The following is a 13867-nucleotide window of genomic DNA, read 5'->3' as shown; positions in this document are numbered from 1 at the left end:
CCTGCCGCCGACACACCTGCCGCCGACACACCTGCCGCCGACACACCTGCCGCCGACACACCTGCCGCCGACACACCTGCCTCAGACGAACCTGCCGCGCACGGTCCCGCCGCCGGTGGCCCGTCCGACCTCGCCCAGCCGCGCGAGCCGCGCGCCATCCTCCGGAGTGGATCATGAGTCTCGCCCGGACCTCCGTCGCGGCCGAGGGCCCGACCAGCCTGCCCGCGCCGCCCGGCGCGTGGCGGATCGCCCGGGCGCGGGCCGCGCTGGAGCTGCGGCTCTACGTGCGGGCCCGCGAGGCCCTGGTCTTCTCGTTCCTCTACCCGACCGTGATGCTGCTGATCTTCGGCTCCGTCCTCGGTGACCAGACCGTGCCCGGCGGCGTGACCTACGTCGAGTACTTCACCGCCGGGATCGCGGCGACGGGCATCATCCTGAACACCTTCCAGCAGGTGGGGATCCGGATCGCGCACGAGCGCGAAGCCGGCGAGCTGGCCCGCCTGCAGGCGCTCGGCACGCCGCCGATCTCCTACCTCGCGGGGAAGGGCATCCAGGTGCTGGTCACGACCTGCGCCCAGCTCGCGGTGCTGGTCGTCGTCGCGCACCTCGTCTTCGACGTCCCGCTCCCCGCGGACGCGGCCCACTGGCTGACGCTGGCGTGGGTGGCCGTCCTCGGAACCCTGGCCGGGACCGTGCTCGGCTTCGCGGTGTCGCTCGTGCCACGGTCGGGGAAGAACGCCGACACGATCATCGCGCCGATGGCTCTCGTGCTGCAGTTCTTCTCCGGGGTCTTCTTCGTCTTCAGCGACCTGCCGGGCTGGATGCGGGTCGTCGCCAGCGTCTTCCCGCTGAAGTGGCTGACCCAGGGGATGCGTTCGGTGTTCCTGCCGGACGCCGCGGCGCGGGCCGAGGTCGCCGGCAGCTGGGAGCACGGCCGTACCGCGCTGGTGCTGGCCGTGTGGGTCGTCGCAGGGCTCTACGTCTGCGCCCGCCGGTTCCGCTGGCGCCGTCCGGCCTGACCGTCGTCCGAGGCTCGATCAGGATGTGACCACGGCCGACACTGGTACCGAGACCGGCGGCGAGGGGCGGGAGCCAACGTGACGAACCCGGGCGTGGCGGCGGGTCCCGAGGCCGGCCGGCGGGCCGAGCCACCGTCGACCGAGCGGCTGTCGACCGATCCACTGTCGGCCGAGCCATGGGGCGCTCTGTCGAACCTGTCGGTGGAGGAAGGGATCGCCATCGGCGCGCAGCTCTGGCGCCGTATCGTGCTCGGGCTGCACCTCGCGTTCGTCGTCCTCGTCACGCTGGCCACGGTCACGGTGCTGACGGTGGACGAGCAGGCGGCCTGGGAGCGCCCGGCGGGCCTCGCCTCGCTCGGCGCGATCACGGTGGCCTACGCCGTCGTGGCACGGTTCGGGATGCCGTCCGCCGTGCGCACGCGGCGCCAGACCTGCGTGGTGACCGCTTATCTGGTCGTGTTGGTCCTCGGGATCGGCGTGCTGGCCCGGGTCGCGCCCGACGGGCTGTTCCTGCTGTTCATCGCGTACCCGCAGGTGTGGTCGCTCGAGGAGCGGCGAGCCCCCAGCATGGTGTGGACGCTGCTGGTGTTCGTGGCCAGCCTGGCCGGGGTGCTGCTGCACCAGGAGCAGGTACACCTCGGGCTCGTGGCCGCGATCGGCAACGAGCTGACCGGCGTCGTGTTCAGCCTGCTGATCGGGATCTGGGTCCACCAGCTGTTCGACCGCAACCGGGACCAGGCGGGCCTGATCGGCGAGCTCGGGCGCACCAAGGCCGAGGTCGCCGCGCTGGAACGGGACCGCGGCGCCCAGGCCGAGCGGGAGCGGCTGGCCCGCGACGTCCACGACACGCTTGCCCAGGGGTACACCAGCATTCTCATGCTGGCCCGCACCGCGCTCGCCCAGCTGGGGACGGACCCGGCGAGCGCCCGCGAGCGCCTCCAGCTCGTCGAGGAGGTCGCCCAGGAGAACCTCGCGCAGGCGCGCGCACTGGTCGCGGCCCAGTCGAGGGTGGAGCTCGACGGCACCAGCCTGCGCGACGCGCTGACCCAGCTCGCCCGCCGCTTCACCCGGGAGACCGGCATCGACGTCGACGTCCGCGTCGCCGGCGAGTCTGCCGACGCGGTCCCAGCCGGGCCGGGCCCGGCCGACCCGATCCCGGCCGGGTCGGGCCAGTCGGGGGCCGCGCCGCCCGGCTGGCTCGCCCTTCGGCCGGCGCAGGAGCTGGTGCTGCTGCGCGCCGCCCAGGAGGCGCTCACGAACGCCCGCCGGCACGCGTCGCCGAGCCGGGTGAGCCTTGTCCTGGCGGCCGGAGGCCCGGGGGAGGCGATCCTGCGGGTCGTCGACGACGGGGTCGGCTTCGCCGCCGGCACCGAGCCGGGCACGGGCCTGACCGGCCTGCGCCGCCGGGTCGAGGCGGCAGGTGGCGAGCTGCGGGTCACGTCGGCCCCGGGCACGGGCACCGAGGTCCTCGCCCGCCTGGTCAGCGAGCCGTGACGGCCGCCCGCCAGCGCCGGGGTCAGGGCCGCTCACAGCCGGTCGTCGCGCCGGTGCCGGACCCGGCCGAGACACCAGACGCGGCGCGGCCCGTGGCGGCGGCAGGCGAGCGGGCGAGGGCCGGCGAGCGGACGGCGATCCACGTGCTGGTGGTCGACGATCATCCGGTGGTCCGGTCGGGGCTGGTCGGCATGCTCGCCAGCCAGCCGGACCTGCGCGTCGTCGGGACGGCGGCCGACGGCCACGAGGCCGTCGCCAGAGCCGGCGAGCTGCGGCCCGACGTCGTCCTGATGGACCTGCGGATGCCGCGCCTCGACGGCGTCGCCGCGATCGAGCGGATCACCGCCGCGGGGCCCGACGTCGCCGTGCTCGTCCTGACCACCTACGACGGCGACGCCGACATCGTGCGGGCGGTCGCCGCCGGGGCCGCCGGCTACCTGCTCAAGGACGCCCCGCTGGAGACGCTGGCCGAGGCGGTCCGCGCGGTGGCCCGCGGCGAGACCGTGCTGGCCCCGCCGGTCGCCGCCCGGCTCGCGTCCCGGCTGCGCGCCCCCGACCCGGTCACGTTGACCCGCAGGGAGACCGAGGTGCTCGCCGCAGTCGCCCGTGGCCGCACCAACGCCGAGATCGGCCGGGAGCTGTTCATCGGCGAGGCCACGGTGAAGACCCATCTGCTGCGCGTGTTCGCCAAGCTCCAGGTCGATGACCGCACCCACGCCGTCACGGCCGCCCTCGAACGCGGCCTGCTGCCACCGATCACCCCGGCCTGACCGCCGGTGCCGACCCCGCGGTCGGCACCGGCAGGGGCACGCGGGCGGTTACTGGAGCGCGACCCCGCACCAGTAGCCGTCGTGGTTCAGCGCGGCGGGGGGCTGCACGGGAGCGAAGGTGCGGCCCGTCGCGTCGACGTTCATGAAGTTCTCGCAGAGAATCGGCTGCTTCGGCTTCGTCAGGTCGATCGGCGGGATCATGCCGCTGGAGGTGAAGTTGGTGACCTGGCGCATCTTCTGGATGAAGGCCTGGCGGGTCGGGCAGACGCCGGCCAGCTGGATGCCCTGAATCATCTCGTCCGCGGCCACGTAGCCGGCGAGAGCGAGCTCGTCGGTCGGGTCCGTCAGCTCCGGGGCGTAGGTCGAGATCGCGTTCAGGTACGACTTCATGGGTGCCGAGTCCTGCGCGGCGACGCTTGACAGGATGGACATGCCGGCCATGTCGGCGCCCCGCTGGGCGAGCAGCCCCGGGCTGAAGCCGGTGGCGTTCAGTGCCACCTTGATCCTGGCGCCGTTGGCCTTGGCCTGCGAGTAGATGTCGATGAACGGGTCGGACTGGGCGGCGCCGACGAGTGTGTCCGCGCCGGACTTCCGCAGCTGGTCGGCGACGCGGGCCGGGTTGGTGACCCCGTTGGTGTAGGTGACCACGTCGACGATCTGAATCCCGCGGCTCTGTAGGCTCGGCACGAACTGCAACGCCAGGTTCTTGGACGCCGCGATGTTCGGGTCGACGACCACGAGCGCCTTCGTCCCGCCCTGTGCCTTGACGAAGTCGCCGAAGACCGAGGTACCACCGGTGTTGAACAGGTTTCCGGCGGAGAAGACGTTGGTGTAGTTGCTCCAGTTGGCGCTGGTGGCGGTTCCGGTGACCGGCACGTTCTGCTTCTGGAGCCAGTCGGCCGACTGGTCGAGAACAATCGACGTGGCGACGAGGCCGAAAACCTTCTGGTCGTCAATCATATTGTGCGCGACCTGTGAGAAGGTCTGGGCGTCGGACTGGTCGTCACCCCACACCAGGTTGATCTTGCGGCCCTCGACGCCGCCGTGGTCGTTCTGCAGGCCGATGCGGGCTTCGACCCCGCTGCGGGACGCCTTGAACGCGGACGCGATCTCGGCCGGCCCGCTGTCGGGATAGATCAGCCCAACCTTGACCGAGTCGGCGGTCACGCCCGGCTCGGCCGCGCACGAGTGGGCGCCGTTGGAGGCCGTGTTCGACGACGGCTGGCAGGCGGTAATGGCAGCGGGTAACCCCACTATTACCGCCGCGATCGCCACGGTCGTGGCCCGCCCACGCGGGTGGCGAAGGATCATGGGGTTTCTTCTCCCATTCCAGGATCGAGCAGTCCAGGTTCGACCCACATTGCCAGCACCCGGTACTTGCTGCGAGACAGGAGATTAACGTGCCGACCGCGCGGACGCCCCGGGGGGAGCGGGCGGTGCAGGTCTGTGGTGTTCGGACGTGACCGGCCGTTCACTGTCTATGTGACCGGGTTCACATTTGTCCGTGTCGCGCCGTTCATTCCGTCGCGCTGGATGCCGAGGTTGGTGCCGGCGGAATGGGTAACCACAATGCCGCGGCAAAGGACCCATTGCGGCGGCCGGTTTCGGCGTGGCGGCCCGGCCCGTCGCCGTCTTGACGTGGCGGTCAGCCGTGGTCAGGGGTCAGTGGGCCGGCCAGCCCGTGTAGCCCTCGGCGAGGTAGGCCGAACCGGCCCGCGAGGACACGAGGCTGGTCAGCTCACCCAGCTGGCGCAGCTCGTCGAACTCGCTCGCGCCGGCGGCCCGGTGCAGCATGGTGGTCAGCCAGTAGGAGAAGTGCTGGGCCTTCCAGACCCGTTCCAGCGCCCGCGCGGTGTAGCGCTCCAGCGCGGTGGCGTCGTTGCCGACCAGGGCCTGTTCGATGGTCTCGGCGAGCAGCCGGACGTCGGCGAGGGCCAGGTTCAGGCCCTTGGCGCCGGTCGGGGGCACGGTGTGGGCGGCGTCGCCGGCGAGCAGCAGCCGGCCGTGGCGCATCGGGGCCTGGACGAAGCTGCGGAACGGCAGCACGGTCCGTTCGAGGACCGGGCCCTCCTGGAGGCGGAACCCGTCCTGGCCGGCCAGCCGGCCCTGCAGCTCGGCCCAGATCCGGTCGTCGGACCAGTCGTCCGGGTTCTCGGCCGGGTCGCACTGGAAGTACAGGCGCTGCACCGTGGCGGTGCGTTGGCTGACCAGGGCGAATCCCCGCGCGGCCCGGGTGTAGATCAGCTCCGGCGCGCTTCGAGGTGCCTGGACGAGGACGCCGAACCAGGCGAACGGGTACTCGCGGAAGTACTGCGTGGCGGCGGTGACGAGGGTTCGGCAGCCGCTGCGGGAGCCGTCCGCGCCGACGACCAGCTGTGCCGTGATCTCGTGCCGCCGCCCGTCCGCGTCGGTGTACCGGACCCGGGGCGAGGCCAGGACGTCGGTGACCTCGGTGTCGCTGATGCCGTAGCGCAGGTCGCCACCGTCGGAGGTGCGGGCTCGATGGAGGTCGACGAAGACGTCGGTCTGTGGGTAGAGCCAGCACGCGCTGCCCGCGAGGGCCTCGAAGTCGATCCGGTGGCTGACCCCGCCGAACCGCAGGGCGATGCCGTCATGGCGCTGCCCGTCGGTGAGCACCCGGTCGACCCCGGCGTCGACCAGCAGGCGCACGCTGTCGCGCTCCAGGATGCCGGCGCGGTGGGTGGTCTCGATCGTGCCAGCCGACCGGTTGTCGATCACGACGCTGTCGAGCCCGGCGAGGTGGAGTAACCGGGAGAGCATCAGCCCGGCGGGGCCGCCGCCGACGATGGCGACCTGCGTGCGGGTGGTGCTGGCGACCGGGGTCATCTCACCGGCCCGCCGCCAGGTAGGCATACGCGCGGGCGAGCGTGCCGGTGATGACGGTGTCCGCGATGCCGAGGTAGTCGTCCTCGGACGGCTCGCCGCCGGGGAGGCCGGCGAAGGCGGCCATCGACCCGCGCTCGGCGGTCAGGAGCGGCCAGGCGGCCCGCGCGGTGGCGCGCATCCGGCCGGCGTCGACCTCCAGCCCGCGCAGCAGCTCGCTGGCATGGCTGGCCGCGACGACGGCGCGGCGGGCCAGGTCGCGCACGGTGGGCCATTCGGCGTGCCAGGCGCCGTCGGGCCGCTCGTCCCCGGCCAGCGCGGCCGCGAGGTGCAGCGTCGAGGCCAGCGCCGGCGCGGTGAGGGCGGCGCGGCGGATCAGCACCGACAGCACCGGGTTGCGCTTGTGGGGCATGGTCGAGGAGCCGCCGCGGCCGGGGGCGGCCGGCTCCGCGAGCTCGCCGACCTCCGGGCGCGACAGCGTGGCCACATCGGTGGCGATGCGGCCCCAGGCGTCGGTCCCGGCCGCCAGCGCGTCGCCGATCGCGGTGAACGTCGTGCGGGTCGTGTGCCAGGGCCGCGCGGGCCGCAGGCCGAGCGTGGCCGCGGCGTCCGCGGCGGCGCCGGACACGGCCGCGACGGGGTCGGCGTGGCCGCGGCGGCGGGCCAGCTCGACCGCGGCCGACAGCGTCCCGGCCGCGCCGCCGAACTGCGCCGGCAGCGCCACCCGGTCGAGCGCCTCGGCCGCGTCGAGCACCCCGGTCAGCCAGCCGGCGGCCTTGAGCCCGAACGTCGTCGGCACGGCGTGCTGGGTGAGCGTCCGGCCGGCGATCAGCGTGCCCCGATGGGCATGAGCGAGCGCGGCGAGCGCGGCGACCTGGTTCCGCTGCTCGGCGCGGATCCGGTCGACCGCGTCGCGCAGCAGCAGGACCAGACTGGTGTCGATCACGTCCTGGCTGGTCAGGCCACGGTGCACCCAGGGGGCACCCGGGCCCACGGCGCGCTCCCGCCACAGCGCCACGAGCGCCGGCACCGGGTTGCCGGCGTCCTCGGCCGCGCTGGCGACGGCGGTCAGCTCCTCCGGTCCGACGAGGCCGGTCAGGACGGCGCTGGCCGGGGCGACGCCCGCCCGGGCGAGGGCGTCCAGCCAGGCCTGTTCGACGCGGGCCATCGCCGCCAGCCAGGCCGGCGCGGTCACCAGGTCCCCGGCGCGTTCGTCACCCGGCCAGAACAGGTCGCTCATCCGCGCTCACCCGCCCCGGTAGCGCAGGAAGACGGTCTCGTCCGGGCCCTGCAGCCGGAGGTCGAACACGAGCCCCCGTTCGTCGGGCGACGCGACCAGGGTCCGGCGCCGTTCGGCGGGCAGCGAGCGTAGCAGCGGGTCGGCGGCCAGCGCCGCGGGGTCGCCCGGCAGGTAGGCCCGGGTGAGGAGCCGGTCCAGCAGGCCCCGCGCGAACACGGCGACGGCGAAGAACGCGGCCCGGCCCGGCTCGGTCGGCCCCGGCACGAGCGTGCGGAACGCGTAGCCCCCGTCAGGGCCGGTGGCCGCCCGCCCGAAGCCGGTGAACGTCCGCCCGTCGCGGCGCAGCGAGCCGGGCTCCCGGGGGATCGTCCCGTCGGGGCGGGCCTGCCAGACCTCGACGAGCGCGTCCGGCACCGGGTCGCCCGCGCCGTCGAGCACCCGGCCGCGCAGGATCACCGCGCCGGGGCTGCCGGCCGGCACGAGATCGCGGTCGCCGTCGTAGGGGAGGCTGTCGTGGAAGAACGGCCCGACGGTCTGGCCCGGGGTCGCGATCAGCGTCAGGCGGGAGGCTGTCATGCGGGCGGCTCGAACCAGGTCTGCCGGCCGCCGGTCAGGACGATGTCCCAGCGGTAGCCGGTGGCCCACTCGTGGCTGGTCAGGTCATGGTCGTAGGCGGCGACCAGCCGGTCACGGGCCCGTTCGTCGACGATCGACTGGTAGATCGGGTCGAGCGCGTGCAGCGGGTCTCCCGGGAAGTACAGCTGCGTGACGAGGCGCTGGGTGAACGACCCGCCGAACACCGAGAAGTGCACGTGCGCCGGCCGCCACGCGTTGAGGTGGTTGCGCCACGGGTAGGGGCCTGGCTTGACCGTCTGGAACCGGTACCGGCCGTCGTCGTCGGTCAGGCACCGCCCGGTGCCGGTGAAGTTCGGGTCGAGCGGGGCCGGGTGCTGGTCACGCTGATGGACGTACCGGCCCGCGGCGTTGGCCTGCCAGATTTCCACCAGCTGCCCGCGGACCGGCCGGCCCGCGCCGTCGACGACGCGACCGGCCAGGACGACGCGCTCCCCGATCGGCTCGCCGGGGTGACCGGCCGTCAGGTCGGCCTCCAGCGGGTCGACCTCGCCGGCCTCGAAGCAGGGCGCCCACCGTTCGATCGTCTCGGGATCGACGTCGTATGGCTCCCGGGTGGGGTGGCGTGCCGCGGTGCTCCGGTACGGCGGATAGTCCAGCCGTGGCCGGGTCTCCTCGGCGCCGGCCCGCCGGTAGCCGGCCGCGATGGCCGCGATCTCCGAGCTGATCACGGACTGCGGCTCCAGCTCGGGCGCCGGAAACCCGGACGCCGGACGCTGAGGCGCCGGAAGCCCGGGCGCCGGGCTGGTGGCGGGCGTCATACTGCGCAGCGTAGGAGCGCCCGGGGTGACCGCGAGCGCGGGCGCTTCCGCTCAGTGGAAGAATCCGGTGCATGGCGGGCAACACCGGAACCCCGGGCGCGACCGTCACGGGCCGGGTCATGGCGATCCTCGGCGCGTTCGACGAGCACCACCCGCGGCTCGCGCTGACGGACCTCGCGCGGCGCGCGGGGCTGCCCGTGCCCACGGCCCATCGGCTGGTGGGGGAGCTGGTCCGCCACGGCGCCCTGGCCCGGTCCGGCGACGGCTACGTCGTCGGCCGGCGGCTGTGGGAGCTCGGGCTGCTCGCGCCGATCGAGTCGACCCTGCGCGAGACGGCGGCGCCGTTCCTGCACGACATCCACGCCGCCACCCGGGCCACGGTCCACCTGGCGGTGCGCGACGGCCGGGGGGCGCTGTACCTGGAACGGATGGCGGGCCGGGCCTCGGTGCCGGTCGTCAGCTCGGTCGGCTCGACGTTGCCCCTGCACGCCACCGGCGTCGGGAAGGTGCTGCTCGCCTACGCGCCCGAGGACGTGCGCCGCGACGTTCTGGCGTCGCTCGCCCGGGTGACCCCGTACACGGTCACGCAGCCGGGCCGGCTGAACGAGCAGCTGGGACAGATCCGCCGGGTCGGGTACGCCACGACGGTCGAGGAGATGTCGCTGGGCGCCTGTTCGGTCGCGACACCGGTCCATCGCCGCGGCCAGGTGGTGGCCGCGATCGGCGTCGTCGTGCCCACGCTGCGCCGGGACCGCGGCCGGCTCGCCGCCGCGCTGCAGGTCGCCGCGCAGGGGATCTCGCGCCAGCTCGCCGCGCTGCCGCCGGCCTGAGCAGGCCTACCGGGCGGGCAGCAGCGCGCGCCACATCTCCCGCAGGCTCGCCTGGACCTGGTCCAGCTCGGCCGCGGTGAGCGAGCCGGTCATCCGCCGCTCCAGGTCCGCGACGGGCCCCGCGAACCGCGCGAGCAGGCGGCTGCCCGCCGCCGTGAGCTGGACCAGCGACTCCCGGCGGTTGCGCGGGTTGGTCTCACGCCGGATGAGGCCGCGTTCCTCCAGCGTGCGCAACATGTCCGCCATCGACTGCGGAGTGACGAACGAGTCGCGGGCGAGCCGCGCCGCCGAGACCTCACCGGAGCGTTCCAGCACGGTGAGCGCGGTGTATTGGAGTGTGGTCACGCCGGACGCGCGCAGCACGTCGTCCAGACCGGCCCGGACGGCCAGCTCCAGGCGCTTCACCGAGTACAGCAGCGACGGGGGCGGGTGGTCCACGCGACCCCTCAACCCTCGGTCGACCAGCGGCATTGACAGGAGACCTGACGATACTCGACACTTTCGATCATCAGGTTTCCTGTCGATTGGACGAGGCCACGTGCTCGAGCCCGCCCTGCCGCCCTCGTTGAGGCTCGACCGTGCCGGCCATGTCGCCGTCCTGAGCCTGAGCCGGGCCAGGAAGCGCAACGCCCTGGACGACGCCACCGTCCTCGGGCTGGGCGCGTTCTTCGCCGCGCCGCCCGACTGGGCCAGGGCCGTCGTGCTGACGGCGGACGGCGACCACTTCTCGGCCGGCCTCGACCTCGGCGAGCTGCGCGAGCGCGACGCCGTCGCGGGCCTGCACCACTCCCGGATGTGGCACCGGGCCTTCGGGCAGATCGAGTCGTGCCCGGTGCCGGTGATCAGCGTGCTGAAGGGGGCGGTCGTCGGCGGCGGCCTGGAGCTCGCCTGCGCGACCCACCTCCGCGTCGCTGAGCGGTCGGCGTTCTTCGCGCTGCCTGAGGGGGAGCGCGGCCTGTTCACCGGCGGTGGGGCGTCGGTGCGGGTCCCGCGCCTGATCGGCGTCGCCCGGATGACCGACATGATGCTCACCGGCCGGGTGCTCACCGCAGCCGAGGCCGAACGGTACGGCCTGGCCCAGTACCTGGTCGAGGACGGCGCCGGCCTCGACACCGCGCTCGGGCTCGCGGCCCGGGCCGCCGAGAACTCGCCCGTGACGACCTACGCGGTGCTGCACGCGCTGCCGCGGATCGCCCAGGCGGACCCCGAGGCCGGGCTGCTGCTGGAGTCGCTGATGTCGGCCGTCGCCCAGGACAGCGGCGAGGCCAAGCGCCGGATGCGCGCCTTCCTCGACGGCGCGGCCCCGAAGGTGGCCGACCCGCGGGCGTCGGACCGATGACGGCCACGGCGGGCCCGGCCGATGGCCCGGAGCTGCTCTACCACCCAGGACCGGAGGTCACCGACGGTTCCCGGGTCCAGGACTACCTCGGCTGGCTGGCGCGGGAACGCGGCCTCTCGTTAGCCGGCTGGGCCGAGTTACGAGCCTGGTCGGTCGAGTGCCTGGAGGACTTCTGGGAGTCGATCTGGCACTACTTCGGGGTCAGGGCGCACGCCGGCTATGACCGGGTCCTCGCCGAGCGCGCGATGCCGGGCGCCCGGTGGTTCACCGGCGCCACCCTCAACTACGCCGAGCACTGCTTCGGCACGGCGGACCAGGCCGAGAGCCTCGCCGTGCTCGGCTACTCGCAGACACGCCCACCGGTCGAGCTGACGTTCGGGGCGCTGCGCGAGCAGGTCCGCCGGGCCCGGGCCGGCCTGCGCCGGCTCGGCGTCGGGCCAGGCGACCGGGTCGTCGCCTACCTGCCGAACTGCCCGGAGACGCTGGTCGCCTTCCTCGCGGCCGCGAGCCTCGGCGCCGTCTGGGCCAGCTGCGCACCCGAGTTCGGGGCGCCCAGCGTGGTGGACCGGTTCGCCCAGGTCGAACCGAAGGTGCTGCTCGCCGTCGCCGGCTACACCTACGGCGACAAGGTGGTCGACCGGCGGGCCGAGGTCGCCGCGCTGCGGGCCGCGCTGCCGTCCGTCGAGCACGTCGTCCACGTCCCCTACGGGCCGTTCGAGTTGGACGGGGCCGTCGCCTGGGCGTCGCTGCTCGCCCCGACCGACGAGCGGCTGGAGTTCGAGCCGGTGGCGTTCGACCACCCGCTCTACGTGCTGTTCTCCTCCGGCACGACCGGGCTGCCTAAGGCCATCGTCCACGGTCACGGCGGAATCCTGGTCGAGCACCTGAAATGCCTCGGCCTGCACTGGGACCTGCGGCCGGGCGACCGGCTGCTGTGGTTCACCACGACCGCCTGGATGATGTGGAACATCGGCGTCTCCAGCCTGGCCGTCGGCGCTTCGCTGGTGATGGTCGACGGCAACCCGCTGTATCCCGACCTGCGGGAGCAGTGGCGGCTGGTCGAGCGGACCGGCGCCACGCTCATGGGGGCGAGCCCCGGCTATCTCATGGCCTGCCGGCGCGAGGGCCTGCGGCCGGCCGCCGAGTTCGACCTGTCCCGGCTGCGCCAGCTCGGCGTGGCCGGCAGCCCGTTCCCGGCCGAGGGGTTCCGCTGGGTCCACGAGCAGCTGGGCGACCGGGTCCTGCTCAACGTCGGCAGCGGGGGCACCGACGTCTGCACCGGCCTGGTCCAGGCCTCGCCGCCGCAGCCGGTCTGGGCGGGCGAGATGTCCGGCGCGAGCCTGGGCGTGGCCGCGGCCGCGTTCGACCAGGACGGCCGCGGCGTCGTCGGTGAGCTAGGCGAGCTGGTGATCGTCGCGCCGATGCCCTCGATGCCGACCGGTTTCTGGGGCGACGACGGGAGCCGGTTCGCCGAGGCCTATTTCGCCGCGTTCCCGGGTGTGTTCCGGTTCGGCGACTGGATCCGGTTCTCCGCGGCGGGCACCTGCCTCATCACCGGCCGTTCGGACGCGACCCTCAACCGCGGCGGCGTGCGGCTGGGCACCGGCGAGTTCTACCGGGCGCTGCAGGACGTGGCCGAGGTGAGTGACAGTGTCGTGGTCCACCTGGAGGACGACGAGGGCGGCCCGGGGGAGCTCCTGCTGTTCGTCGTGCCGAGCGCGGGCCACCGGGTCGACGACGACCTGCGCGGCCGGCTGCGCGAGCGGATCCGTTCGACGCTGTCCCCGCGCCACGTTCCCGACGAGATCGTCGAGGTCGCCGCCGTGCCCTACAACCGCACCGGCAAGAAGCTGGAGGTCCCGGTCAAGAAGATCCTGCGCGGCGCGTCCGTGGCAGCGGTCGCCTCGGCGGGGTCGCTGCTGGACCCGGCGTCCCTCGACGCGTTCGCCCGGTTCGCCGAGGCTCGCGGCGCCGTCGACCGGCCGACACATTGATTCGGGTAGACAACTGTGCGATTGATGGGCGCACCGGGAAGTCAGCGGGCGCCGCGCGTACCTCGCCGGGAAATCCGCCGCCGGCGCGGGCCTGAATCGACCGGGTCCGCGGCTGGGCTCAGTTCGTCCACCTCGTCGGGAACCGTCGAAATGACCAGCGGTGGTCCGTCGTCGGGGTGGCCCGGCCACGAAAGGGCACTGGTCGCGGTCGGCCGGGGCTGGTCGAAGGCGACCTGACCGTCCCGATATAGAAGAACCATATCCACCATCACGGCGAAAAGACCGCGCCCGAGCTCGAAGGCCAGGTCGCTGACCGTTCGCCGGCCGTTCACCTGCGCCAGGATCCGCGCCCGGCCCTCGTCGATGGGCGGGGTCGACGCGGTCGCCCGCGGATGGGCGCGTGCATGTACGCCCAGCTCGCGCCACCCGGCCGCGACCCCCAGGCGGCGCCGGGTCTCGCGAACCGCGCGGCCGACATCCATCCCCGGATTGAGCGGAATTAGCGGGTCGGTGACGTCCGGATCCGGGACGCAGGCGAAGACGTCCTCCAGCGCCAGGGCGAACAGCGCGTCCAGCGCGGCCGTCTGGGTGACCACCTGCGCCGACGCGTCGCCGAGCAGGCCGCGCCCGACCAGCGCGCCCCGCAGCCCACCTGGCGGTATGGCCTCGGCGAGGGCACCGGCCCAGTCCTGGCGCGCTATCCGGCCCGACCGCAGCAGCAGGGCCTCGACCCCCGGGGTCACCGGCGTCTCGGCGGCGACGAGCAGGCCCGTACTCAGGACGACCGTTCCCCCGACCCTCGCGCCTTCGGCCCGCAGCGTGCCGGAAAAACGTTCCTCCCCGAGCCTGGACAATTCGTCGAGAAGAACATAACCATCCGCCGCGGTGCCAGCGCCCATCGAGTTCCACCCCCTCGTCCGTGACAGCGAACAAAGGGAAGGAT

At 73.7% G+C, this 13867-nt stretch carries 13 protein-coding genes; 6 read left to right on the top strand and 7 right to left on the bottom strand.

Annotation, left to right across the window (positions count from 1 at the left end; translation table 11 throughout):
• Positions 1-173 precede the first annotated feature (173 nt).
• From I6A60_RS32830 to I6A60_RS32820, 3 genes are all read left to right on the top strand, one after another.
• The gene (locus tag I6A60_RS32830) at positions 174-1019 is read left to right on the top strand and encodes an ABC transporter permease (protein ID WP_203023251.1); all 846 of its coding nucleotides are present in this window, start codon (positions 174-176) and stop codon (positions 1017-1019) included.
• Between the two features lie 78 nt (positions 1020-1097).
• The gene (locus I6A60_RS32825; protein WP_203023250.1) at positions 1098-2513 is read left to right on the top strand and encodes a sensor histidine kinase; all 1416 of its coding nucleotides are present in this window, start codon (positions 1098-1100) and stop codon (positions 2511-2513) included.
• 137 nt (positions 2514-2650) lie between these two features.
• Complete coding sequence (locus I6A60_RS32820; RefSeq protein WP_307873978.1) at positions 2651-3283, top strand: response regulator transcription factor; 633 nt, start codon at positions 2651-2653, stop codon at positions 3281-3283.
• Positions 3284-3331: 48 nt separating this feature from the next.
• Here the strand turns inward: I6A60_RS32820 and I6A60_RS32815 are convergent, their stop codons facing one another.
• From I6A60_RS32815 to pcaH, 5 genes are all read right to left on the bottom strand, one after another.
• The gene (locus tag I6A60_RS32815; protein WP_203023249.1) at positions 3332-4594 is read right to left on the bottom strand and encodes an ABC transporter substrate-binding protein; all 1263 of its coding nucleotides are present in this window, start codon (positions 4592-4594) and stop codon (positions 3332-3334) included.
• 351 nt (positions 4595-4945) lie between these two features.
• Complete coding sequence (locus I6A60_RS32810; protein ID WP_203023259.1) at positions 4946-6130, bottom strand: 4-hydroxybenzoate 3-monooxygenase; 1185 nt, start codon at positions 6128-6130, stop codon at positions 4946-4948.
• A 1-nt stretch (position 6131) separates the two neighbouring features.
• Positions 6132-7367, bottom strand: a complete 1236-nt coding sequence (locus I6A60_RS32805) for a lyase family protein (protein WP_203023248.1) — start codon at positions 7365-7367, stop codon at positions 6132-6134.
• Between the two features lie 6 nt (positions 7368-7373).
• Complete coding sequence (gene pcaG, locus I6A60_RS32800; protein WP_203023247.1) at positions 7374-7943, bottom strand: protocatechuate 3,4-dioxygenase subunit alpha; 570 nt, start codon at positions 7941-7943, stop codon at positions 7374-7376.
• A complete protein-coding gene (gene pcaH, locus I6A60_RS32795) occupies positions 7940-8761 on the bottom strand; it encodes a protocatechuate 3,4-dioxygenase subunit beta (protein ID WP_238436736.1) in 822 nt (273 codons plus the stop codon). Before pcaH ends, pcaG begins: the two co-directional genes overlap by 4 nt.
• 71 nt (positions 8762-8832) lie before the next feature.
• On the opposite strand from pcaH, the gene I6A60_RS32790 reads away from it, so the two are divergent.
• Complete coding sequence (locus tag I6A60_RS32790; RefSeq protein ID WP_203023246.1) at positions 8833-9591, top strand: IclR family transcriptional regulator; 759 nt, start codon at positions 8833-8835, stop codon at positions 9589-9591.
• A 6-nt stretch (positions 9592-9597) separates the two neighbouring features.
• Here the strand turns inward: I6A60_RS32790 and I6A60_RS32785 are convergent, their stop codons facing one another.
• Positions 9598-10062 (bottom strand): MarR family winged helix-turn-helix transcriptional regulator, encoded by a 465-nt coding sequence (locus I6A60_RS32785; protein WP_374113383.1) that lies wholly within the window; start codon positions 10060-10062, stop codon positions 9598-9600.
• A 67-nt stretch (positions 10063-10129) separates the two neighbouring features.
• Between I6A60_RS32785 and I6A60_RS32780 the strand changes: the two genes are divergently transcribed.
• Together I6A60_RS32780 and I6A60_RS32775 are read left to right on the top strand one after the other, a co-directional pair.
• Positions 10130-10930, top strand: a complete 801-nt coding sequence (locus tag I6A60_RS32780) for a crotonase/enoyl-CoA hydratase family protein (protein ID WP_203023245.1) — start codon at positions 10130-10132, stop codon at positions 10928-10930.
• Complete coding sequence (locus tag I6A60_RS32775; RefSeq protein ID WP_203023244.1) at positions 10927-12924, top strand: acetoacetate--CoA ligase; 1998 nt, start codon at positions 10927-10929, stop codon at positions 12922-12924. Before I6A60_RS32780 ends, I6A60_RS32775 begins: the two co-directional genes overlap by 4 nt.
• A gap of 41 nt (positions 12925-12965) precedes the next feature.
• Here I6A60_RS32775 and I6A60_RS32770 read toward each other — a convergent pair whose 3' ends face one another.
• Positions 12966-13823: a hypothetical protein gene (locus I6A60_RS32770; protein WP_203023243.1), complete on the bottom strand. Its 858-nt coding sequence runs from the start codon at positions 13821-13823 to the stop codon at positions 12966-12968.
• Positions 13824-13867 lie beyond the last annotated feature (44 nt).

Source organism: Frankia sp. AgB1.9 (genome assembly GCF_016786355.1).
Lineage (GTDB): Bacteria > Actinomycetota > Actinomycetes > Frankiales > Frankiaceae > Pseudofrankia.
Note: the sequence above shows the minus strand (reverse complement) of the source record. Positions and strands in the feature narration are given on the sequence as shown.